Here is a 23092-nt window from a genome sequence, read left to right as displayed (position 1 = left end):
CGATTACTCCTTATGTTTTGCAGCATATTGCATGGCGGTTTCACGCAAATAAGATAAAGCAGCATCGCCATTAAAGCCCTTCTTATCCACGCCTTTAACCCACTCAGCCGCAACATTATCGATGCGCTGATTCACTTCTTTAGCCAGCGTTGAGTTCGGCTTCACAACATGAATATTCACCCCCGCCTCACGTGCGCTTTGTAAACCCGCAACATCGCCTGCATCCCATGCTTTACCGGCTAAAACAGACAAGACTTCACCTGAAGCTTTGTTAATCGCCTCTTGATCTTGTTGACTCAAATCATCAAAAACATCAGGATTCATGAACATAGAAAAACTGCCCATGTACAAACCATTAGGGAACAGAGTGAGGTCCTTCGTCACCTCTGCCAATCGTAAAGTTTTCATTTCACCGACCGGTAAAAACGCACCATCAATCACGCCCTGCTGCATCATTTCATAGACTTTAGGGGCTGGCGCGCCTACCGGCGTGATATGAAATCGCTCAGCGAGCTGACTTTGTACACCACCACCGATACGGATTTTCTTGTTTTCTAAATCTTTAATATCGTTGATCGGAAAATTTGAGTAAATCTGTCCTGGTCCATGAGTGAAAAGCGCCAATAATTTAAGCCCATCAAATTCATGGGATTTAGCAAAGTATTTTTGATAGGTTTTCCAAAGGGCATAAGAAGCCGCTTCTGCATTCGTTCCAAGCCCTGGTTGTTCAACCACTTGAGGCAATTCAAATCGTCCTGGCACATAGCCATGATAGCTATAACTGGCGTCTACAATGCCATCCTCAACTAGGTTCCACATTGTTTTTGGATGCCCCATACCATAAACAATTTCAACCTTAAGCCGCCCATTCGTCGCTTTGCTAATTGCTTTGCCCCATTCTGGGATAACAACAGCATTCATTGGGTTTGTTGGAGGAAGCCAGCTCGCAACCCGAATGGTCTGAGCAAAAAGATTTGTCGCAAAAAGAAGGGTAACGCAAGTCGTTAATAGGTGTTTCAATTTCATCACAATCTTCCTTTTTTATATTTATGAGTGTCTCGAGTGTGTTTTTGATGACATTACTTAAAAAGCGGATGTATATTGTTTTTATTGAATTTAAGCACGGGGTCCAATTCCGTTAATTCAAACGATATTTGGCAATAGCTGGTATCAGTAATAGGTGCCATAAAGTCGCACAAAATCTTAAAAACATTTTCTGCCACCTCTTGCTTGAGCTCCTGACTTCGACCGTGACCTATTTTGAGATTTAGATTTAACAGGGAGAATTCCTCTCGACCATCTGCTACTCGGAAATGGTCAAGTCGAATCGCACGACTTCTCACCCCGCCAATAGGAAATTGCCCCGTTGATATCACATAATCGTGAAACGCTTTGAACATGGGTTGAAAGTCAATTTTCTCTTCAAGATTGGCTGAGTATTCAATAATAAAATGCGGCATAACGTTTCTCTCTAAACGAAAAAAAAGCAGAGAGAACCTCGCCTCTCTGCATGGTAATCATTTCCTAGACACCCCATTTTGGAATGTGGTGATTGCCCATACTGATACAGACGTTTTTAGGTTCACAGAAGACTTCGAAACTATAATCTCCCCCTTCTCGCCCTGTGCCAGATGCTTTCATACCACCAAATGGGGTTCGAAGATCTCGCACGTTTTGGCTGTTGACAAACATCATGCCCGCTTCGATTTGACGCGCAATGCGATGTACTTTGCTGACATCTTGAGTCCATAAGTAAGAAGCCAGTCCGTAATCATTGTCATTGGCCATCTTCACAACGTCTGCTTCATCTTTGAATGGGATGATCACAGCAACGGGGCCAAAGATTTCTTCGCGAGCAATTCGCATGGTATTGGTAACATCACGGAAGGCGGTTGGACGTACAAAGTGGCCGCCTTTAAGATGCTCTGGAAGCTCATCAAGGGGTTTATCAGGTCCCCCTGCAATGAGCTTGGCGCCCTCTTCAATGCCCAACTTGATATAGCCAGTGACTTTTTCCCAGTGCGCTTTAGAGATCAATGAGCCCACTTGAGTTTGCATATCATTTGGATCACCGACTTTGATTTTGGCGGCACGAGCGGCAAAATCATCACAGAATTTGTCGTAAATAGTTTCTTGAACAAATAGACGGGAACCGGCTGTACAGCGTTCACCGTTGATGGAGAAAATGCCGAATACAGCAGCATCGAGGGCACGCTCATAGTCGCAATCATCAAAAATCATCACGGGAGATTTACCACCCAATTCCATGGAGAATTTCTTCAGGCCAGCATTCGCAATGATGTGTTTACCCGTTGCCGTGCCGCCGGTAAACGAAATGGCATTGACGCTTGGGTCCGTAATCAAGGCGTTTCCGGTTGTCCCACCAAAACCATGAACCACATTAAATACGCCCGCAGGAACACCCGCTTCAAGGGCAATCTTACCTAAAAAATCCGTTGTCAAAGGGGATAATTCGGACTGCTTTATGACCGCCGTATTCCCCAATGCAAGACAAGGTGCTGTTTTCCAGGTTCCGGTCATAAAAGGAACGTTCCATGGCGAAATCAAAGCACACACACCAGTTGGCTGGTACAAACTGTAGTTCAGCATTTGGTCATCCATTGGATAGGTATGACCGTTCATTTGACGAGACTTCTCGGCAAAGAAATAGAAATTGTTAGACGCTCGAGGCACAAGTGCGTTGCGAGTTTGATAGAGAGGCAAACCTGTATCAGCGGTTTCTAAAGCAGACAATTCATCGACATTCTGAGCAATCAAATCCCCCATTTTTTCAATGATTTTAGAACGCTTAGCAACGGGCATGTTGGCCCAAGCTGGAAACGCGGCTTTTGCAGCGGCAACCGCTTCTGCGACTTGTGTATCGGACGCATGGGCTACTTCGGCAAGCACTTCTCCCGTCGCAGGGTTAAAGGTTTGAAACGTCTCCTTGCTTTCAACCCATTTCCCGTTTATCAAATTCTTAATCATTTTTATTCTTCTCCAAGTAAGAAATCGAGTATTTTTTGACTCAACTTAATTAACATGTTAAATAAATTAAACGTAATGACCTTGGAGTGTCAAGTAACTGCGTCAAGGAAAGCCAAATAAAGTGCAATAATTTTCAAAATGGCTTTCAGTGAACCAGAGATGAAATTTTGACCTTTGAATAAGACGGATTTATCAAAAGAGGTCCCCTAACAAGAACTTATAATAAGGGCATGAAAAAATGGTAACTTTAAGCTTATACCAATCATTACCGAGCCTGATAGAAAGCATTGGTCAAGAACACTTCTATGACCAAGTTGCCCATTCTATCCAAACCCTTGATGTCATTGATGAGATTAAAATTGTCAGTTACTCGAAAGCGGACAAGCCCGTTCTTCTTGGCGAGTGTCCCATGTCCAAACTGGACAAGATCTATTGCGAATCGGCGTATCTGTTGGACCCCGTTTACGACTTGGTTTGCCAAAAAAAACACAAAGAGATGGTCACTCTCGACAGCCTAGTAACACAGGAGTTTTATCAATCAGCCTACTATGACAGTTTTTACCAACAACTCGGCTGGCAGAATGAGACGAATATCGTGATTGGCACTCAAGATGGTAGAAGCATATGCATTGCGTATTCCACAAATGATAACCACCGAGCACAAAAAATGGCTTATGACGAGCTAACCCTCACCCTAAACCCAATAAAAACGGCGATTCAAACGCACGAGCGTATTCGCTCAAGCAAGGTCACGGACAAAAAATTAACACTGTCTAAGCCTCAACCTGACTCAAATTTATCCAATTTAACCAAGAGAGAAAAAGAAATCGTTGGGTTTATCTTAGATGGTTTATCTTCCAGCAAGATTGCCAGTAAATGTTTTGTCTCTGAAGGAACCGTCAAGAATCATAGGAAAAATATATACCGCAAGCTCGGTATCAAATCCCAAGCAGAACTCTTCCATCATTTTATCGCTTAAAGTGACCCTCGATGAAGTCAATCCAAAAAATGATCAATAATCGGATTTTGTTCGAAGCAAAGCGCTTGTTCACATACACAAATAAAAACCTGAAAGAAACTTTTTATACTCTGGGTAACGCTAGTGACTGAATTTGATTCAGAGATTGCTGTAAGTCAACGTTAGTTTCATTTTATAAGAAAGCAGATTGAAGACGCGTTAAAAACATCATTTATTTAACATGTTAATAAAAATAATATTGTTAGGAGATTTTATGGGAAAGTTAAGCATCGCAGCCAAAGTAACTCACGTTCCAACCATGTTGCTCTCTGAGCAGCCTGGGCGATTAGAGGGATGCCGACAAGAAGCCATCAATGGCCACAAAGAGATAGCACGTAGAGCGAAGGAAGCCGGTGTCGATACTATTGTTGTCCTTGACACTCATTGGCTCGTCAATGCAGGACATCATATTAATGCAAATCGCCATTATGAGGGTGTCTACACCAGCCATGAATTCCCTCATTTCATTCAAGATCTTGCCTATTCCTATGATGGCAACCCAGAATTGGGCGATCTGATTGCCAATACCGCAACAGAGAAAGGCGTCCATATGATCTCACATCAAGTAGAAACCTTGGATCTCGAATACGGCACCTTGGTTCCTATGCGCTACATGAACGAGGACAAACATTTCAAAGTTCTTTCGATCGCGGCGTGGTGCACAGTACATTCCTTAGAAGAATCGCGCCTCATTGGAGAAGCCATTCGTGAGGCAATCGAAAACAGTGACAATAACGTCATGCTGATTGCTTCTGGCTCTTTATCCCATCAAATATGGGAAAACCATCTTTATGAGCAAAACAATGGCACGTTTACCATTTCGCGGGAATTCCATCGCCAAGTGGATTTGCGAGTATTGGATCTTTGGCAATCCGGCGAAACACAAACCTTTCTAGATATGCTGCCCGAATACGCTAAATTTTGCAGCGGCGAAGGCGGCATGCATGATACGGCAATGCTCTTTGGCGCCTTAGGCTGGAAAGATTATCAAGGTAAAGCTGAAATTATCACTAACTACTTTCCAAGTTCTGGTACCGGACAAGTAAATGTCCTTTTCCCAATCGAGTGAGACTATGCAACATAAAACAATCATCAAACACACATTAAGCACAACAGCAGCACTACAACTTTGTAGTGTTGCCGTCCAGCATGCAGAAACACTGGGCATTGATATCTGCATAACGGTTGTCTGCCCTTCTGGTAATGTGTTAGCAAGCGCTGCCATGAACCATGCGCCAAGTATTTCCTACGACGTTTCCCGCAAAAAAGCCATAACCGCAGCCTCCTTTAAGATCCCAACAAAGGACTGGCAAACCCGCCTAGCCGATAAAAACAACACGCTTTTCGCACTGCAAAGTGAACCGAATTTCACGTTTTTAGGTGGCGGGTTGCCGATTACGATCGAGGGCAATCTAGTCGGAGCCATTGGCATTTCAGGCGGCAGCGAATTGCAAGATATTGATTGTGCGACCAGCGCCATAAACAGCCTTTTCTAAGCGTCTTTATTGGCAGAGATATCGGCATCGAATAGTGCTGATCTTTAGGAGACGCCGCTATTCTAGGCATAATACAAATAAAAGCGCCTGATGATCACATCAGGCGCTTTCAGTCGATTACTCAGAATTCGGATACGTTGTGTTATTTAGAACGGTTTACCACTTTACGTAGCGTATTCTCGAGTAAACCTTCCATACCAAACTCTACGCCAATACCGGATCCTTTGTTTCCACCAAATGGCACATGAGGCAACACTTCTGCATGATTATTTACCCACACAGTCCCCGAATCCAGCTGATTCACAACCCATTCCAGCTCAGGAGATGCTTCTCCCCATACCGATCCACCTAAAGCAAACTCTTTATGAATAGCGTGTTTCATCACTTCTTCAAGATCATCATAAGGAATAACCGGAAGAACGGGGCCAAACTGCTCATCGCATACCACATCAATATCATGGCGCGATGTTTTGATAATCGTCGGTGCGATGAAATAGCCGTTCAAACCTGGTGGAAGCTCTGTCGCAATTACTTCTGCACCAGAAGCTTGTGCGCTTGCAATCATGGCTTTCACTTTCTCGTACTGTGTTTGATTCTGAACTGGGCCGAACGTCACGCCTTCTTTCATGCCCTCACCCACGACTTGGCTAGCAGCAATCTTAGTTAGCGCATCACACAATGCATCGTATTTAGAGCGATGAACATACAGACGTTTCAAACAAGCACAAGTCTGACCCATATTGATAAAAGAAGACATAAAGATCTTCTCGGCCAATTTATCGATATCGGCGTTTTCCAACACAATACCAGCGTCATTACCACCAAGCTCTAAAGTTACCTTTTTAAGGTCGTTCGCTACCAAAGAGGCAATACGCTTACCGACTGGAGTCGAGCCAGTAAATACGATTTTTTTCACATCTGGGTGAGTAACTAAAGGTTCACCCATGCCACCTTCTCCCACAAACGCTTGCACCAAGTTTGGTACAGTATGTTCATTGATGATTTCTGCTAAGCGAATGGTGTTGATAGGCGTTAATGACGAAGGCTTAATGACAACGCTATTCCCTGCTTTGATGGCAGGAATAACATGCCAAATGGCAATCATTAAAGGCCAGTTCCATGGTGTGATAGAAGCCACAACACCAATCGGTGTACGATGCACCTCTACACGTCTAACTTCACTGTCTTCAATGACTTCTGGGGCTAAATTCAGGTCAGCATTGTAACGAGTCCAAGCCACCGCACCACCTACTTCAAATTGCGCTAATGAAAGCGGCTTACCTTGTTCTGAGGTAATGATTTCAGCAAGTTCTGCACTGTTTTCTTCAAGCGCCGCCGCGACTTTATGTAGCGCAGCAGAGCGCTCCTCATGAGTTTTTTGGCTCCAAACTGAAAATGCAGTCTTTGACTTTTCAATGATGCCATCTAGCTCTTCGACGCTGGAAGCTTCAACACTTTTATAGATTTGTTTTGTGGCTGGGTTAATAACATCAAGGCTCATGAAAACTCCGCTTATTTTTATATTAAGGTTAAAAAAACTAAATGAATACAAGCCCACAAACCATGTCCCCAAAGGGATATTTTATGTCTATTTAAGGCAATAGGATTTCATGAACTAAGTAAATTCACTATCGTCCTCTCTTATTTTAAAAAGTAACGTTTGGTATTTTTCAGGAATCAAAAACAAGACATTCTAGAAAAGTCCTAAGTTTTGCTCAAAAATAACATTCATAAAAATGTGCCTTCGCCTAATACTGACTCCTATCAGAACAAAAACAAGACAAGGCCAAACTTATGAAACGTGCGAACCCTTTATTAAAAGACCTTCAAGCAGTTCTTCCAGAAATTGCCAAAAATGCGATTAAAACAGAAGAGCTAAGAAAAGTGCCCGCTGAAAATATCGAACTTTTGAAAAAGATTGGTTTACATAAAGCTTTTCTACCTAAAGCTTATGGCGGTTACGAAATTTCCTTACCTGAATTTGGCGATTGCATTGCCGCTCTTGCTGGCGCCTGTTGCAGCACCGCTTGGGCATTCAGCTTACTTTGCACCCACAACCATCAACTAGCCATGTTTCCAAAACAACTTCAAGACGAAGTCTGGAAAAACACACCTGATGCCGTTGCCTGCAGCAGTATCGCGCCATTTGGTCACTATGAAGAAGCCGATGGTGGCATCATTTTTAATGGTGACATGAAGTGGAGTAGCGGTTGTGACCACGCACAATGGGCCATTGTGGGCTTTTTAAGAGATAATGCTGAAGGCACAAAAGACTATTGTTTTGCGGTTATTCCAGAATCAGATTACGCCATTGATGACGATTGGCACTCCATGGCAATGAAAGGGTCTGGTACGAAAACACTACAGATCAAAGACGCCTTTGTACCCGAACACCGTATTCAAAAAGCCAAAGACATGATGGAAGGTAAATCCGCTGGATATGGCTTATATCCTGACAGTAACATCTTCTACGCACCATACCGCCCTTACTTCGCCTCAGGTTTTGCTGCAATGGCGCTTGGCACAGCAGAAAGAATGTTAGAAGTTTATAAAGAAGTGACGGCTAACCGAGTACGCGCTTATACCGGCGCTAAAGTGAATGCCGCGATCCCAGCCATCCTTCGCACAGGAGAATCAACTCATCAAATTCTAGCGGCTCGCGCCTTCTTAGAAAAAACTTGGGAAGAACATGCCGAGCATGCCGAAGCACATAGCTATCCAGACCGTCAAACATTAGCGCACTGGAGAACAAACCAGGCCTATGCGGTTAAAATGTGTATCGAAGCCGTTGATCGCATGTTTAGTGCAATCGGTGCCAACAACTGGTTACTAGACAAAGAAGCACAGCGAATATTCCGTGATTGTCATATGTGTGGCGCTCATGCTTATACCGATTACGATGTTTGTGCGCAAATTATTGGTCGTGAGGTTATGGGGTTAGAGCCAGATCCAACTCTACTTTAATAACTATCTACTTTAGTAATTAGGCACACAATATCGAGATACAAGTGTTTAGCCATGATGACTCATGGCTAAACAGAATAGGTATAAATAAGAATAAGAGAGAATTCTATGAACTTCGACCCTAAAGAATTCCGTCGCTGCCTTGGTAATTTTGCCACAGGTGTTACGGTCATTACCGCAAAATCTCCTGACGGTACGAAAGTTGGTGTAACCGCTAACAGCTTTAACTCCGTGTCTCTTGATCCACCATTGGTATTGTGGAGTATCGTTAAAACATCAAGCAGCTATGCCGTATTTGAAAAATCCGATCATTTTACTGTCAATATTTTAGCCGCAGATCAAATTGATTTATCCAACAATTTTGCGAAACCAAGCGATGATAAATTTGCCAATGTTGAGACGCATCCTGGTGTTGGTGGTGCCCCACTACTCACTAATACGGCGGCCAATTTTCAATGTGAAAAATACCAAGTCGTCGATGGCGGTGATCACTGGATTATGATTGGTAAAGTCGTTGCGTTTGAAAACCATGGTCGTGCGCCATTACTTTATGTTCAGGGTAGCTATGCTGGCGCAATTCCTTTTACCGGCGCCAAAACACCTGCTCTGAATGTGGCATCGGATAAAACATTGGCTCGTTTGCACGACAGTGCTATCTATCTTATGCATAAAGTGCTGCAGAAGGTTCAAGAGAACTATCTACCAAAGCAGTCTGCAACAGGCCTCAGTACCAGCGAAGCTCGATTGCTCCTTGTCTTAAGTGATACCACAGGCGTCACCTTAGATGACTTAAGCAACCTGGTGACTATTCCATCCGTGGATGTGACTGATGGTGTTGAAAGCCTAAAAGGTTTTGGCTTGATTAACCGTGATTTATCACTGACTGAAAAAGGTCAGGAAATGTCTGAGCGATTATGGGCCATCTCCAATCAGCAACAAGCAGACATCTTTGCAAACTTTAAAGAAGATGAATTAGCCGGTTTTAAACAGCAACTACAACATTTGCTAAAACAATTGGCTTAATTAACTTCGATTCGTAGTTTTTAAGGTCAAAGATAAAAAATCCCCTCGTGGGATTTTTTTATGCATGTATAATAACTTTTATTTAACACGTTAAGTTATTAGTTGTCTCAATGATTCCCATCCCCTATTTCATTTTGTTGGCGATGTGCAGCCCTATTGCACTTAATGCCATTTTACCTGCTTTACCAGACATTGCTCAGCAACTGGGCATTGACTCATCAACGGTACAATTGAATTACTCCCTCTATCTCGCCGCTCTTGCCCTAGGTCAGCTGTCAGTAGGGGCTGTGATTGCCAGGCTCGGAAACCGATCTACCATACTTTTAGGCATATCTTTCTTTGTTGTCGGTGGGTTAATCGCATTGGTAACCGAGCATTTATTTTTTATGCTATTAGGTCGGATTCTGCAAGGCATTGGCGGCGCGTTTACCCTCTCGATGTCAAGAGCATTACTGGTTGCCAGTTCAGGAGGAAAACTCGCTTCGCAGAAAATGGGCTATGTGGTCATGGCCATCGCGTTATCACAAGGCATTGGCCCATTAATTGGTAGCTCATTAAATACCCATATAGGCTGGCAAGCTATTTTTGCCTTTTCAGCCATTCAAGGGGCTATTTTACTCTTGCTTAGCCTCAAACTGATCAAGCCAGAACCCCAAAGGCCTCCAAAGCTACCATTGAAAATGATGCTCAGTCATTATATGAGCCTCATTCGTCAACCCGCTTTTAACCGTTACGCCATGGCGAACACACTTATCGCACTTTGTTTTTATCTGTTCATCAGTGCCTCACCCTATCTAACCAAAGACTTAAGCAAAAACAGCTTAGCGTATGGCTATTGGTTTATGCTGGTATCTGGAGCCTTTATGCTAGGCGGATACCTAAGTACATTATTAAATAGACGACTTTCATTGGATAAATCAATTCTCGTTGGAAATAGCTTCTGCATTCTCGGAGCCGTCGCCTTATTAGTACTGCAAATAAGCTTACCAATGAGTTTTGCAACACTCTTTTTGCCCATGTCTATCATTACGCTGGGGCGAGGCATAAGCCAACCCAGTTACCAAAGTGCCGCAATAGGAACGGCCAATAAATTATCAGGCATGGCGGCAGGATTACTTGGGTTTCTGCAATTAAGTTTCGGGGCGATCTTTGCTCAAATTGTTCCTTTAATGATTGACCTGCACCCCCATACGATTGCCTTTGCCATCTTAGCTTGTACACTTTTAGCAACCGCTACCCACAGAAACCTCCAAACAATGAAGTAACAACGTCTTTGTGCACTAACATTTATTTATAAGGCGCATTGTATATTATCAAAATCATATTTTAGGAATTATCGAGATTACATGAAAAGATTAGAAGACTCCCTGACACTGCAATTATTAAGAGCACGTGAATCATCCATGACCTTTTTTAGACCAGTATTGCAAAAGGCAGGTTTTACAGAACAGCAATGGCGAGTCTTACGCGTTTTAAATGATCATGAAGAGTTAGAAGTCAAACAACTGGCACAACTATGCTGTATTCTTAGCCCAAGTTTGACACGCATTATTACTCGCTTTGAAGAGGATGGCTTCTTGATACGCAAAAAATCGCCGACTGATCAGCGAATTTCCCTGCTGTCACTAACACCTATGGCCAATAAGGTCGTCAAAGAGTTCCGTCCAGAAGTAGATGCAGCATATCAGCGTGTCATCGAAAAGCTAGGTGAAGACAAACTAAAAGAACTTAGCCGACTGTTGAGCGATATTATTGCTTTGGAAAGCTGAGCAGCCTTGATAATAGGCAGTTCTCAGACAAGATTCTGCCTTTTTTGTTGTCTGGTTAAATGAGGAGACTCATTAAAATACTGCTTATAGGCTCGACTAAAATGTGAAGAGTGATTAAATCCCCACTTATAAGCGATATCGGTGATACTCAAATTATCCAAATTCAATATATCTTCACGGCTTTTATGCAACCTTGATTGCCAGACATACCGACTCATCGTCATACCATGAGCCGCGAACGCTCGAGCTATTTGACGACAAGACACAGATAATTGTTTGCTTATCATCTCAGAGTTCAAATCCGGTGAGGTTAAATGTTGTTCGATTAATGCTTTGCATTTGAAAAACAATAAATGTCGATTTTTCTGATTGAACTTCGCGCCATGTAATCCAGACAGTACTTGAATATGGTGCATCACCTCTTCTGCTTTTAATTGAAAAGCATGATGACTAACGGGGTTACTCTCTAATAATTTAAAAATGGCACTTGTTGACGAAGTACCACATTGCAAAGTGCGATCTACTTTTATAAGGCCATCGACAACCCCTAACTCCCGCTCCGCAATAGATCGAGGCACATCCAAAACATACATTCCCATATTCTCGGGAAATCCATGTCCATAAGGTTTTGCGGTGTCATAAATAACCATATCTCCTGGCATATGACTCGCGCAATTTATACCTTGATATGAATAACCATTCCCCTTTGTCATTAGACATACGAAAAAACCATCGCGACTATCCTCATCAATATCAATACGGCTGCGTTGCACAGAGTGCCTATTCGCCTCAATATAATTCACATTAATGATATCCCCGTGAGAATGTCGTAATTCCGCCTCCAATGGTGAATCTGAAGACACAGGGCAATCAATATGAATCACGTACTGGTTAACGGCTTTTTCCCAATAATGGTGTCGAGACATAAGATCTATATCTCGAGTAGATACTCGAACTTGTCCTGAAAATGACATAAATCCCTCAATGTAGTTTTTGTTTTTAAGGATGCATATCTAAAATGATGTCACTTGGATCATAACCCTAGCCAAATATTTAGTAAACATGTTAACTAAATTGACAGCTACGTGTCTTGGCAAAATGTCCTGCTGAGTCAAATCCCCCGTCCGATAAGATCAATTTTCCCTCTCAATAAAGCTCTATGCTCATCCATATCAACACTCAAACACAATAATAAGAGCAAGAGGTTTACTCATGAAGTCCATTGATTTCGTCGTCGTTGGCGGTGGCTCATCCGGTTGCACAGTGACACATAGACTTGTAAAAGCAGGCTTTAAGGTAGTCTTACTAGAAGACGGCCCAAAAGACGACTCTATGTTCGTGACAATGCCAGCCACATTCATTCGTGTTATTGGATCAAAGCGATCCGTGATTTATGAAAGCGAACCTCAGCCCGACGCAGGTGGTCGCAAAACCTACGTTCCACAAGGTCGCACTCTCGGTGGAGGTAGCTCAATCAATGCTATGATTTACATCCGTGGCCAGAAAGAAGATTACGAGGGATGGGAGCGCAACGGCTGCGATGGCTGGGGTTGGGAAAATGTCCTAGCAAGCTTTAAACGCTCAGAAAACCATATGCGCCTAAGCGAGCCATTTCACGGCACGAATGGCCCTTTGCGTGTAAGCGACACGCGTTTTAGACACCCTCTCAGCCAAGCTTTTTTAAAAGCCGCACAACAAACGGGCATCCCTTATAACGATGATTTTAACGGTGAAAAACAAGATGGCATTGGCTTCTATCACACCACGACTTTTGATGGTCGTCGTGGTAGTACCGCTGCAACCTACCTCAACGAGGTAGAGAACTCGCCAAACCTAGAAATCCGCACAGGATGTTACGTTAACAAGATCATCTTTGATGCTAATAACAACGCGACAGGTATTGAGTTGCGTAATGAATCCGGCAAAATAGAAGTACTCTCGGTGAAGAAAGAAGTCATCCTAGCCGCTGGCGCATTATCCACCCCCAAAATATTAATGCTGTCGGGGGTTGGTCCAAAAGAGCAATTATCTAAACACGGCATATCAACACTTTACGATTCTCCAGAAGTGGGCGAAAACTATCAGGATCACCTAGAAGTCAGTATCTATGGTCGAGCAAAACAGCCTATTAGCTTACTTGGCAGTGATAAAGGCCTCAAAGCACTGTCTTATGGTTTCCAGTGGACTTGTTTTAAAACAGGCTTATTGACTTCTAACGTTGTTGAGTCAGGTGGCTTTGTGGATACCAGCAACTGTGGTCGTCCTGATATTCAATTCCATGTACTGCCAACCTTGGTGGGTGACGTAGACCGCGAGCCCATTGAAGGTCATGGCATTTCCATCAACCCTTGTTTCTTACGTCCTAAATCCCGAGGTTTCGCCCGACTACGCAGTGCAAACCCAACAGATTCAATGATTTTCGAAAGCGGTGCGTTATCACATCGTGACGACGTTGATACGCTTATCCGTGGTGTTAAATTGGCCCGTAAGATTATACGTGCACCGGCCATGGCGGAACTGATCAGCGAAGAACTGCGCCCCTCCGCCAAAGAAGATATTTCAGATGCTGAAATCGAAGCCCACATTCGCAGCCATGCTAAAACCGTCTACCACCCTGTTGGCACTTGCCGCATGGGCTCTGATGAACAAGCTGTTGTCGACACTAAGCTCCGTGTTAATGGAGTCAAAGGGGTACGTATCTGCGATGCCTCTATTATGCCAACCATTATCTCGGGGAATACCAATGCTCCGACGATTATGATCGCAGAGCGTTGCGCTGAATTTATCCTCAACGAGGAATAACGAACAAGAGCCCTCATCATCAAAAACAGGCTGTTTTCTCAGCCTGTTTTTAACAAAGTATTGGCAAGCGCAGTAGTCGTGCAAAAGTCTCAGCTTATAAGTTCTTTGCTAACAAACGATAACTGTCTAAACGATCTGCTTGGCTATGTGTCACAGTAACGAGGGAAATCTCATCGGTTTTAAATGTCTCGGCAAGGGATTCCATTTCATTCCAACATTGTTCTGGTGTGCCAATCGTATAACTGGCTTCAATACGGTCAAACAAAGCTTGATGAGAGGCTGGCATCCCACGATATCTATCACGAACTTGGGCTGGCGTTAAAAAGTCCTCCCGCTCACCTATATGCGTGGCAAATTTACGATATACAGCGGTTCCTGCTCGGAGTTTCGCTTCCTCTTCTGTTTCCGCACAAATACAAGCAATCGCCAACATTCTTTGCAATGGACGCTCATGCCCAGCCTGTTGCCACGCTTTCTGATGCGCGTCAAAAATACGCGGATGACAATTTTCAGAATCAATAAATCGAGCCAAAGCCAAATGATAGCCCAGCTTTCCAGCCAACTCAGCACTGCCGCCACTTGACCCAAGCATCCATAAATCTGGTACATCGCGCACTTCAGGCATCACATGTATCGAGCTAAAAGGGTGAGCCTCTTTAAAAGAGCCATGAATAAAACTTTCTAGCAATGCCGCTTGTTCGGCATAAAACTGACCATTCAACGCTTTATTCGGAAAGGCTAAAGCAGAGGATGTCATAGCCGAACCACCGGGAGCACGACCAACACCAAGGTCAATACGCCCTGGAAAAAGTGATGCCAACATAGAAAAGCATTCCGCCACTTTTAATGGACTATAGTTAGATAGCATCACACCACCACTACCGACTTTGATACGCTTTGTTATACTGGCCAAATGAGCAACTAAGATTTCAGGGCAAGGGTTAGCAAAATGTACACTATCATGATGTTCTGCTACCCAATAACGATGGTAATTCCATTCATCACAATGTTTTGCTAACTCAACCGTTAACAAAGGAGCGTCTTTTTTATGATGCGAACCATGCACTGGGGTTTGATCAACAACCGATAATCTTATATTCATAGGGTATTCTCTTTATCAAAGTAAATTAGTTAACATGTTAACCTATTTACTTTGATTGATGAAGATTTGATAATAGCAATGTGATTAGTACAAGAATAACTTACTTAGAGATCGTTTCATCATGTCGCAAGCGAAGCCAAGACGAGACAAACCTATTGGTTTGCACAGCGACCGTGCAAAGATCTCACTTTATTTAATTACCAAATATATAGGTGATACTCATGTTAAAGGATATGTCCCTTCTTAAGTCTCGTTGTTTAGTCAATGGCGAGTGGGTTGAAGCAAAAGCAAAAACCACCCACCCTGTTACCAACCCAGCGACAGGTGAAACCATTGTCGAGATTCCTCACCTTTCTCCTGAAGAAATCCCTGCGGTGATCGAAGCCTCTAAAATCGCCCAAAAGAAATGGGCCGCTTTACCAGCTAAAGAACGTTCGGCGGTTTTGCGCCGTTGGTTTACGTTAATCATTGAAAACACCGACGACTTAGCGTTGCTGATGACATCTGAACAAGGCAAGCCTCTAGCGGAAGCCAAAGGTGAAATTGCCTATGCGGCCTCCTTCATTGAATGGTTCGCAGAAGAAGCCAAACGCCTCTATGGCGACACCATTCCGGCACCACGAGCGGATCAACGAATTACGATTATTCGTCAGCCGATTGGTGTCACGGCGGCCATTACGCCTTGGAACTTTCCAGCGGCCATGATCACACGTAAAGCCGCTCCAGCTTTGGCTGCAGGTTGTTCGATGATTGTTCGCCCTGCTGATTTAACCCCACTTACTGCGTTAGCGCTAGCGGAATTGGCGCAACGTGCTGGTATCCCAGCGGGTGTATTCCAAGTTGTCACAGGCTCTGCAAGCAAAATTGGTAAAGTATTAACCGACAGCCATGTTGTTAGCAAACTGTCTTTTACTGGCTCTACCGAAGTTGGTCGTTTATTAATGGCGCAATGTGCAGACACCATAAAAAAAGTGTCTCTTGAATTAGGCGGCAACGCCCCCTTCATCGTTTTTGACGATGCCGACTTGGATAAAGCCGTTGAAGGCGCAATGGCCTCTAAATATCGTAATGCGGGTCAAACTTGTGTGTGTGCAAACCGTATTCTGGTTCAACGAAGTGTGTATGATGCCTTTGCAGCCAAACTGACTAAAAAGGTAAAAGCCCTAAAAGTGGGTAATGGCACCGAAGCAGGGACAGAGATTGGCCCGATGATTGAAGAAAAAGCCATTTTAAAAGTCGAAGAGCACATCAAAGACGCCGTTAGCAAAGGGGCAACCTTGGTCCATGGTGGGAAGCGTCTAGGTGGCTTATTTATTGAGCCTGCCATTCTGACAGGTGTAACACCTGACATGAATGTCGCTCAAGAAGAAACCTTTGGCCCTCTTGCCCCGCTTTTCCCATTTGATACAGAAGAAGAAGCCATTGCAATGGCCAATGACACTATCTTTGGCTTAGCAGCCTATTTCTACACACGAGACCATGCTCGTATGATTCGCGTATCCGAAGGGCTTGAGTATGGCATGGTTGGTCATAACACCGGCCTGATCTCCAATGAAGTCGCCCCTTTCGGTGGTGTGAAGCAATCAGGCTTAGGTCGAGAAGGTTCAAAATATGGTATCGAAGACTATTTAGAGATGAAATACATCTGCAGTTCGATTGCATAACAGTATTCCCGACTCTGTGAATCTTTGTCACTCCTCGGGCACTTTTAAGGAAGCACGCCCGAGGAGTTTATTAGGTAACCACGCACGAATCGTTATACTTTATTGAGAGTGCAATACAAACTTTAGAATAGCAAAACACTCCGATAGATCTTAAAATTTTACCAGCTGTTTTTAGCAAAAATAGATTAGCCGTTTTGCAACGATTATTCCTTAAAAGAATATATAATGTGATCCATTTTATGACGCAGAATAAACTCATTTAATTCGGTGATTGAAAGTTTTTCTTTTAGCAAAATGGGGGGATAATGCGCTTTCACGTTAAGCTCTTTCAGCCCCATTCCTGTCATAGACCGAATGCTTGATATAGCACTCATTTTATTAAGGCCAAACGAGGTATACCATAAATCAAACCCCTCTCCTTTCGGCATCCCCTCAGAAAGAGCAATATCAATGTACATCAACGGACTATATTCTACTGGCTGCAGCACGACTTGTTCAAAACCTTCCGGTACAGCACGTTTCAACTTATCATCATTCATATCAATCTCAACTTCGAGTAATCACACTATATTAGGAAAAACATGACGAACAAAGATAGAGTACCCTTGCCCAAGGTTCAACGTAATTAGAAACCAATGTATGCACATCCTTCCACCAAGCTACCTCATTCGTTCCGGCATTTTCTAATGCCAGTTGTATTACTACTTGCTAATAAAAATCCAGAAAAACTACTCGCCAAAAAGGCATTAACTCAGCTTTTACGATCATTAAAAAAGAATCGAGAAGAATTCAGATTCTTCTTTAACATCTACGATCTACGGACCATATTTATATACCGTATATTATGATCTCGTCAGTACAGATATAACGACACATTTCACAGCATTTCTTGTTTGATTACACTTATATCAAGCGTTTATTTTCTTTCGGGCATAAGTGACGAATGGTGTGTGGTTATCAACCATTTAGAACCATTCCAGCGATAAGTGAAGGTATAACGTGCTTTGACACTGTCGCCAGTCTTCGCAAAATTAAAAGTGTAAAGACCGGAGTCAACTGCCGTGTTGCAACCAATTTCAATAAAACGAAAATCAATTTTTCCAGAAGGATGATCTTCTAGAAAATGATGAAAGTAATCTTCCTTCTCAAAAGGCGTGAGACGTGGTTTATTGGAAAGCGTAGGTAAGAGAAGTGACCGTTTTGCGTAATTGGCTACAACTTTATCCACATCATCAGTTTGCAGCGAGCGATTCCAACGGTCAAACAACGCGGCAATTTCAGCTTTAGATACTTTCTTACAGACTTGTGTATACGTGCCTTGTGCACTTGCTGCTTTCTGATCTACCGCTTTTGATGCACACCCGGTAAGGGCCGTTGCTACAAAAAATATCAATAGCACTTTCGTTTTCATATAACACTCCAATAAATAAAGACAGTTACGTTACAGAATCAGGTTAACCATAACACCTAAAACCAGTGTCATACTTGTTATCTGAAATTAAGAAATACTCTACAGTATCGAACCTTAGCAGCCAGATTAATACTTTGATCAAGGCACGTAAATTACACCTTGTTACACGAAAAAAACAACAGTAGGGAGAAATAGATATACACTAAAGAGATATTATTATTTTGAGTCCAGTCGCCTGATAATAGACTAAGAAGAAATCATATCAATTCATATCTTTTTGTGGTTTTTGGGCACATGTTTTCTGAGTACGAATTTAGATTGGGGCTGAAAATTTAGCAGGAAATACTTACCATAGAAACTAAGATTCAATTAATTCCGATAAACAGTATACAAATGTCAGTTCATTCGCTGGTAAGAATGCCTAGTCTAAAATAGAGGAGGTAGGCTTTATTGTCTGAATATGGGCTTATATAACGTAGAGAGGACAGATATTTATGTATTCATGGAGAATATCAAAATTATAGTGTTGATTGAAGCATAAGGTGACAAATCGAGTAACGAAAAATCAATAAGTTACACAAATTTTTGCACCATAAAGTGACAAATAAATAAACCATAAGGTGACAAATTTTCGTGATTTCAAATTCTCTTAGATTTTTCATGTAGTAATTTTATTACATGTAGATACTACATTATATCATTCAGCTTCAACTAAAATTTTATTGTCGGAAACTGCAATTTTTAATCCTGAAGTTTAAATGGGTCTTTGGTATCTATCTTGTGATAGCCACGATGGCATTTTCTTGATCCACAATGGTTACCGTTTTGTTCTCACGACTGAAGCGTGTTCCACTTTCATTAACAATGTGAAAGCTAAGTATCTTACCTGTTAGCCCTGCTAGTTTATCCAGATCGTTCCTGTTAGAAAGCTTCACTTGAAACATGGTGTAAAAGCCTTTAGTACTTTCGTACCCTTCTATTTGGAATACATTCATACCAACCTCAGAATCAATTTGAATGTAACTCTCAAACTTAATCGCTATTTCTTTTCCGATCGACTCTGCTGTTTGTACTTTTCTGCAATGACTATCAGGCTTATCTCTATCAGCGACTACAAACTCATCTGAATTAAGAATAACCAAATCATAGAAAATATTTGCGAACACTAAGCTGCGGCTTTCAAAAGATCTTAGGTCGTATTCAACCTTTATATCTTTACTCAGAATTACTGCTGTAGTTGGCGACAAGGCCATAAAAAACACAACAGCCTTTTCAAATGGCTTTATATTTTCATTGAAAAGCTTCTTGGGAATCCACTTGGCCAATTCATCAAGCCTTACTTCATGTCGTACAACCGGATTGTCGGATGTAATGAAAGGTATCTTGGTGTAGTTTTCGATAAAAATAACCTTAGTGTCATCTTGCATCAATTCTTTTGACCACATTAAAGATAGCTTTTCTAAGTCCTTAAACTGGGCTTTGTAGTTTTCACAAGATCCGCTACCATTAAAAGAGTCAAGCGTTTCGGCAATGCCAGTGTAAAACTCCTTTAGATTGCTTTGGCTTCTTTTCGTCCTGAAGTATTGAGCTGAAATGAAATGCAATAAATTAGATTTGTCAGCATGAAGCAATAGTTCGCCATGAAGAGCCTTAGTTGCTGAAATGTTGTATCTACCTTCAAGGTCACGTAGTACATTGACCTCAATATGCAGCTCGTTCTGGAGCTTTTGAGAGTTGTAAAAGTAGGACGACTTAAAGGTTCCATGATCAACTGATCGCATGACCCATCGATCTGGAGAGTTTGCTTTTCTGACATACACTCCAAGTTCTGCCTTTGGTTCGCTTCTTAAGTGCGCGGGCAGCTCTTCCGCAATAAACTTTTCTAAGTATGTTCTGGGTACAATGTGTTGATTTTTGTGCTCTGCCATTTGAACTCCTTTTGCTAGTAATTTAATAGTAAAGCACTTTTATCAAAAGAGTGATCAACCGGCACCTCAGACGAATCAAATCAGCTATCGATGTGAATAAGCTTTCTTTTAGCATCATTTGCTGACTGAATCTAACAGCCTTGACTAGACCGTTTTTTACTTATAGCTCTCTAGTTTTTCGTAAACCAGTGGTGCCATATTAGCAGCATGTCTGTGCTTGCGTGTTCCGCTGTGAAACAACTGCGCTCAATTAGACAAACACCTTGGATCAAATACGACACAAAAGATAAGCACCATTTAAAGTACCAAAGTACTTTTTAAAATGGCTATTTCTTATATTTGGTCATAAGTTTAGACGGGATAAAGTACAGGTTGCCTTTGGCTCTAGTACATGCCACATAAAGTTTTTTATGTGTAAGCGGTGCCAGGTTAGACAAATCACCAGATTCGTACCCCTTTTCAGTAGGAGCGTTAATGACCACACAAACGTCCTGAAAGTCATCTAATCCCTTAGTATTACCCCAGTTATCAGTCCAGCCAATATATTTATAACTTTCTTTATCAAATAGCTTAATGATTGAATTATCAGTAACCAGCTCATGCACCCTGCACGCGTCGGTAACAAGCTCTATATTCACTTCGTCAACTCTATGAGACTCCATTGGAATTGCCAGAATGTCATTTACGAACTTACAAATTGTGGGGCTACACCTATGGCTAGCTGAAAGCGATACTAAGTCAACTTCAAACCCCATCTTTTTAAACTCGCTAAGATACTTAGCGTAGTTCTGATGAAGGTTTTTCCTTATAATTCCATCCCTGCTGGTGTCAAAGGTATGCTGATAGAAATCACCAACCAAAAGTACCTCGATATTTAACGGTGCCAGCTCACAAAGTAAGTTGAAGTCATTTGCCGCGAAGTCTTGAACCTCATCAATACACAAGAAGTCATAGTATTTCTCAATCCGTTTTATAACGTCTTTTACCATATCTTCACTAACGATTAATTTAGCAATTCGGCTGTGGTAAAGGCGCCTCCTCGGAGTCATGTAGTGACTAGGATTGTCTTTTTTTGCAAACCTAGGCGGATTATCAAAACTAGTTCCTTTGATTCTCCACTTGTGACCAACTATTGGACGTACGCAAAACCTCATCAGAAATGAGAAGTACGTATAAACACGAATTCCACTGGGAATGAATCCGAATTTATCTATGATTCGCCGCTTTATATTAGATGTATTATTTATAGTATAGGTAACGATCAGGGTCCGACTGTCCAGCTCAAGCTTATCTATGATTGTTTTCGTCTTCCCTGATCCAGCTACAGCAAGAACTACTCGTTTAGCCATTCAATCGCCTCTTGGATATACGCTGGTACAACTAACGTAGCATCATCTTCCAATAGCAGCTTAAGAGCTGATTCCGTCTTGTTTTTTAGCATGTAATCTTGAGGCTGAAGTTGTATTCGCCCTCTGCTGAAAACATCATCGCATAGATCTTTGTTGTCTCTATACATACACACTTCAAATGTATAGCGATCTATATCTGAGTCCGCATAAACTTTGACATTATCAGAAACGTAATCGGTGTAATTGTCTAAGCAGTTCTTAGTGTAATCACCATCATTGTCACGAATAACTGCCGTTCGGATGTTCAGAATTTTGGATACTTCCATGTAGCGTTTAAAGCTTGTTCCGCCGATAGAGACAATGTGAGCGCCATCATCAGTTGGAAGTCGCCCAGTCACATTCTGATACAAGCGCTCCATAAGGATATATTCTGCATCACCTTCAACTAAGATCACCTTGTCTGACAGCACAAGCTCTAAAATGTTGTGGTTCGGGGCCTTTTCAAAAAACTTTGCCGTCTCTGAAGTCAGGTCTTTTAACATGGCCGGAACATTAGCATTACTATTAAGTAGAATGGATTTCCTTAGGTCTAACCTTGAGCAAATTAAACTGCTGTGAGTGGCAATGATCACTTGGTTTCTATGAGCGTTCTCCACTTGGCTGATCAGTTTATACATGCTCGTATGGCTGAGATGGTTCTCAGGCTCTTCTAGAAGTAGGACATCTATTTTTTTGTCTTCGTCTCGCTCTCTAAGTGCAAAAGCGGTCTTAATGAAACACTGCTTACCTTTTCCTCGTTGCTCAATCGGTATGCCCTCTTCCGTAAGCGTTAGATCGGTTTCCAAGTTAAATTTCGAACCTGATTTTATGGAGAAGTCATAGTCAGAAACCTGATCATTGACTACCTTTAGCGCAACATCTCTGAAATCGTTCTTCTGCTTCCTATATTCGTTCTTTAACCGGTAACGCTCTGGCTGTTCAGCAGTCGCTTCATACATAGCCTTAACGTATTGGTTGGTGGCGTATTCGCTGTTTATTTGCGTGCTGTCAAGAGCTATGTAACGCACAAATTTTCTATAGCCAGAATACGCATCTCCACTAAAAGTGGTGAATTTTGCCACATAGAATTCGAATGGAAAGTTTTCTCCAGGTGCTGCAAGAACGCCTGATATTTCCTTGGTCAGATCTTCATTTGGTTCAATGGATAATTGAAGACCATTAAAGTCTTTACCTTCTGTATTGTTTCGCCCATCCAGGTCTTCGTTATCGACATCACCAAGATAGAGTTCTACTAGAAGAGTTGGTAGGTCTTTAACCGATTTATTCCCCGCCAAGAACTCGGTCACAACCTCAGCATTAAGCAAGACCTCAACACCCAAAGCTTCGATGCTAGACCTACTCCCACCTAATACCAATTCAATTGCAGTTAGGATTGTGCTTTTCCCAGCTTCATTGTCACCAACTAGGATATTTCGTTGTGGATCGAAGTTGATCTCAAGGTCTCTGAAGCGTTTAAAGTTCATAAGCTTCGCTTTAACAATATGTGCCACTGCATAACCTCCCTTGCATTAGAAAAAA

Annotated in this window: 20 protein-coding genes; 9 read left to right on the top strand and 11 right to left on the bottom strand. The window is 42.3% G+C overall.

What is annotated here, in order from left to right:
- Positions 1-3 precede the first annotated feature (3 nt).
- The 3 genes from AC0VYI_RS11950 to hpaE form a co-directional block, all read right to left on the bottom strand.
- Positions 4-1026 carry a TRAP transporter substrate-binding protein gene (locus AC0VYI_RS11950; protein ID WP_475449559.1) on the bottom strand — a complete coding sequence of 341 codons (1023 nt, stop codon included), beginning with the start codon at positions 1024-1026 and terminating at the stop codon, positions 4-6.
- Between the two features lie 53 nt (positions 1027-1079).
- Complete coding sequence (locus AC0VYI_RS11945; RefSeq protein ID WP_067021183.1) at positions 1080-1460, bottom strand: 5-carboxymethyl-2-hydroxymuconate Delta-isomerase; 381 nt, start codon at positions 1458-1460, stop codon at positions 1080-1082.
- A gap of 64 nt (positions 1461-1524) precedes the next feature.
- Positions 1525-2988 (bottom strand): 5-carboxymethyl-2-hydroxymuconate semialdehyde dehydrogenase, encoded by a 1464-nt coding sequence (gene hpaE, locus AC0VYI_RS11940; RefSeq protein WP_475449557.1) that lies wholly within the window; start codon positions 2986-2988, stop codon positions 1525-1527.
- A 238-nt stretch (positions 2989-3226) separates the two neighbouring features.
- On the opposite strand from hpaE, the gene AC0VYI_RS11935 reads away from it, so the two are divergent.
- The 3 genes from AC0VYI_RS11935 (at position 3227) to AC0VYI_RS11925 (ending at position 5502) form a co-directional block, all read left to right on the top strand.
- Positions 3227-3967: a helix-turn-helix domain-containing protein gene (locus AC0VYI_RS11935; RefSeq protein WP_475449555.1), complete on the top strand. Its 741-nt coding sequence runs from the start codon at positions 3227-3229 to the stop codon at positions 3965-3967.
- 253 nt (positions 3968-4220) lie between these two features.
- Positions 4221-5075 (top strand): 3,4-dihydroxyphenylacetate 2,3-dioxygenase, encoded by an 855-nt coding sequence (gene hpaD / locus AC0VYI_RS11930; protein ID WP_475449553.1) that lies wholly within the window; start codon positions 4221-4223, stop codon positions 5073-5075.
- A gap of 4 nt (positions 5076-5079) precedes the next feature.
- Complete coding sequence (locus AC0VYI_RS11925) at positions 5080-5502, top strand: GlcG/HbpS family heme-binding protein (protein ID WP_475449551.1); 423 nt, start codon at positions 5080-5082, stop codon at positions 5500-5502.
- Between the two features lie 142 nt (positions 5503-5644).
- Here AC0VYI_RS11925 and AC0VYI_RS11920 read toward each other — a convergent pair whose 3' ends face one another.
- Positions 5645-7003, bottom strand: coding sequence for an aldehyde dehydrogenase family protein (locus tag AC0VYI_RS11920; protein ID WP_475449550.1), 1359 nt, complete (start codon positions 7001-7003; stop codon positions 5645-5647).
- Between the two features lie 293 nt (positions 7004-7296).
- Here AC0VYI_RS11920 and AC0VYI_RS11915 point away from each other — a divergent pair, with 293 nt between their 5' ends.
- From AC0VYI_RS11915 to hpaR, 4 genes are all read left to right on the top strand, one after another.
- On the top strand, positions 7297-8466 hold the full coding sequence (locus AC0VYI_RS11915; protein ID WP_475449548.1) for a p-hydroxyphenylacetate 3-hydroxylase oxygenase component: 1170 nt from the start codon (positions 7297-7299) through the stop codon (positions 8464-8466).
- Positions 8467-8574: 108 nt separating this feature from the next.
- Positions 8575-9489: a p-hydroxyphenylacetate 3-hydroxylase reductase component gene (locus AC0VYI_RS11910; protein WP_475449546.1), complete on the top strand. Its 915-nt coding sequence runs from the start codon at positions 8575-8577 to the stop codon at positions 9487-9489.
- A 110-nt stretch (positions 9490-9599) separates the two neighbouring features.
- On the top strand, positions 9600-10754 hold the full coding sequence (locus tag AC0VYI_RS11905; protein WP_475449544.1) for an MFS transporter: 1155 nt from the start codon (positions 9600-9602) through the stop codon (positions 10752-10754).
- A gap of 81 nt (positions 10755-10835) precedes the next feature.
- Positions 10836-11258, top strand: coding sequence for a homoprotocatechuate degradation operon regulator HpaR (hpaR, locus tag AC0VYI_RS11900; RefSeq protein ID WP_199478672.1), 423 nt, complete (start codon positions 10836-10838; stop codon positions 11256-11258).
- A 23-nt stretch (positions 11259-11281) separates the two neighbouring features.
- Here the strand turns inward: hpaR and AC0VYI_RS11895 are convergent, their stop codons facing one another.
- Positions 11282-12232 carry a helix-turn-helix domain-containing protein gene (locus AC0VYI_RS11895; protein WP_475449542.1) on the bottom strand — a complete coding sequence of 317 codons (951 nt, stop codon included), beginning with the start codon at positions 12230-12232 and terminating at the stop codon, positions 11282-11284.
- Positions 12233-12470: 238 nt separating this feature from the next.
- Here AC0VYI_RS11895 and AC0VYI_RS11890 point away from each other — a divergent pair, with 238 nt between their 5' ends.
- A complete protein-coding gene (locus AC0VYI_RS11890; RefSeq protein ID WP_475449540.1) occupies positions 12471-14060 on the top strand; it encodes a GMC family oxidoreductase in 1590 nt (529 codons plus the stop codon).
- Positions 14061-14154: 94 nt separating this feature from the next.
- Here the strand turns inward: AC0VYI_RS11890 and AC0VYI_RS11885 are convergent, their stop codons facing one another.
- On the bottom strand, positions 14155-15162 hold the full coding sequence (locus AC0VYI_RS11885; protein ID WP_475449538.1) for an MsnO8 family LLM class oxidoreductase: 1008 nt from the start codon (positions 15160-15162) through the stop codon (positions 14155-14157).
- A 221-nt stretch (positions 15163-15383) separates the two neighbouring features.
- Between AC0VYI_RS11885 and AC0VYI_RS11880 the strand changes: the two genes are divergently transcribed.
- Positions 15384-16826, top strand: a complete 1443-nt coding sequence (locus tag AC0VYI_RS11880) for an NAD-dependent succinate-semialdehyde dehydrogenase (protein WP_475449536.1) — start codon at positions 15384-15386, stop codon at positions 16824-16826.
- 203 nt (positions 16827-17029) lie between these two features.
- Here the strand turns inward: AC0VYI_RS11880 and AC0VYI_RS11875 are convergent, their stop codons facing one another.
- From AC0VYI_RS11875 to AC0VYI_RS11855, 5 genes are all read right to left on the bottom strand, one after another.
- The gene (locus AC0VYI_RS11875; protein WP_199478667.1) at positions 17030-17365 is read right to left on the bottom strand and encodes a ribosomal protein L7/L12; all 336 of its coding nucleotides are present in this window, start codon (positions 17363-17365) and stop codon (positions 17030-17032) included.
- A 377-nt stretch (positions 17366-17742) separates the two neighbouring features.
- Positions 17743-18237, bottom strand: coding sequence for a hypothetical protein (locus tag AC0VYI_RS11870; RefSeq protein WP_475449534.1), 495 nt, complete (start codon positions 18235-18237; stop codon positions 17743-17745).
- 773 nt (positions 18238-19010) lie between these two features.
- Positions 19011-20165 carry a DUF4238 domain-containing protein gene (locus AC0VYI_RS11865; RefSeq protein WP_475449532.1) on the bottom strand — a complete coding sequence of 385 codons (1155 nt, stop codon included), beginning with the start codon at positions 20163-20165 and terminating at the stop codon, positions 19011-19013.
- Positions 20166-20491: 326 nt separating this feature from the next.
- Positions 20492-21514: a hypothetical protein gene (locus AC0VYI_RS11860; RefSeq protein ID WP_475449530.1), complete on the bottom strand. Its 1023-nt coding sequence runs from the start codon at positions 21512-21514 to the stop codon at positions 20492-20494.
- The gene (locus AC0VYI_RS11855) at positions 21499-23064 is read right to left on the bottom strand and encodes an ATP-dependent nuclease (protein WP_475449529.1); all 1566 of its coding nucleotides are present in this window, start codon (positions 23062-23064) and stop codon (positions 21499-21501) included. The genes AC0VYI_RS11860 and AC0VYI_RS11855 overlap by 16 nt, the downstream gene beginning before the upstream one ends.
- Between the last annotated feature and the right edge of the window lie 28 nt (positions 23065-23092).

This window comes from Marinomonas sp. 63XJN7_9_ISO-PGPR-S23-217 (assembly GCF_056173515.1).
Note: the sequence above shows the minus strand (reverse complement) of the source record. Positions and strands in the feature narration are given on the sequence as shown.

Coding starts and splice junctions, on each gene's coding strand:
- AC0VYI_RS11950 (WP_475449559.1), bottom strand. CDS start 1,026: ATGAAATTGAAACACCTATTAACGACTTGCGTTACCCTTCTTTTTGCG.
- AC0VYI_RS11945 (WP_067021183.1), bottom strand. CDS start 1,460: ATGCCGCATTTTATTATTGAATACTCAGCCAATCTTGAAGAGAAAATT.
- hpaE (WP_475449557.1), bottom strand. CDS start 2,988: ATGATTAAGAATTTGATAAACGGGAAATGGGTTGAAAGCAAGGAGACG.
- AC0VYI_RS11935 (WP_475449555.1), top strand. CDS start 3,227: ATGGTAACTTTAAGCTTATACCAATCATTACCGAGCCTGATAGAAAGC.
- hpaD (WP_475449553.1), top strand. CDS start 4,221: ATGGGAAAGTTAAGCATCGCAGCCAAAGTAACTCACGTTCCAACCATG.
- AC0VYI_RS11925 (WP_475449551.1), top strand. CDS start 5,080: ATGCAACATAAAACAATCATCAAACACACATTAAGCACAACAGCAGCA.
- AC0VYI_RS11920 (WP_475449550.1), bottom strand. CDS start 7,003: ATGAGCCTTGATGTTATTAACCCAGCCACAAAACAAATCTATAAAAGT.
- AC0VYI_RS11915 (WP_475449548.1), top strand. CDS start 7,297: ATGAAACGTGCGAACCCTTTATTAAAAGACCTTCAAGCAGTTCTTCCA.
- AC0VYI_RS11910 (WP_475449546.1), top strand. CDS start 8,575: ATGAACTTCGACCCTAAAGAATTCCGTCGCTGCCTTGGTAATTTTGCC.
- AC0VYI_RS11905 (WP_475449544.1), top strand. CDS start 9,600: ATGATTCCCATCCCCTATTTCATTTTGTTGGCGATGTGCAGCCCTATT.
- hpaR (WP_199478672.1), top strand. CDS start 10,836: ATGAAAAGATTAGAAGACTCCCTGACACTGCAATTATTAAGAGCACGT.
- AC0VYI_RS11895 (WP_475449542.1), bottom strand. CDS start 12,232: ATGTCATTTTCAGGACAAGTTCGAGTATCTACTCGAGATATAGATCTT.
- AC0VYI_RS11890 (WP_475449540.1), top strand. CDS start 12,471: ATGAAGTCCATTGATTTCGTCGTCGTTGGCGGTGGCTCATCCGGTTGC.
- AC0VYI_RS11885 (WP_475449538.1), bottom strand. CDS start 15,162: ATGAATATAAGATTATCGGTTGTTGATCAAACCCCAGTGCATGGTTCG.
- AC0VYI_RS11880 (WP_475449536.1), top strand. CDS start 15,384: ATGTTAAAGGATATGTCCCTTCTTAAGTCTCGTTGTTTAGTCAATGGC.
- AC0VYI_RS11875 (WP_199478667.1), bottom strand. CDS start 17,365: ATGAATGATGATAAGTTGAAACGTGCTGTACCGGAAGGTTTTGAACAA.
- AC0VYI_RS11870 (WP_475449534.1), bottom strand. CDS start 18,237: ATGAAAACGAAAGTGCTATTGATATTTTTTGTAGCAACGGCCCTTACC.
- AC0VYI_RS11865 (WP_475449532.1), bottom strand. CDS start 20,165: ATGGCAGAGCACAAAAATCAACACATTGTACCCAGAACATACTTAGAA.
- AC0VYI_RS11860 (WP_475449530.1), bottom strand. CDS start 21,514: ATGGCTAAACGAGTAGTTCTTGCTGTAGCTGGATCAGGGAAGACGAAA.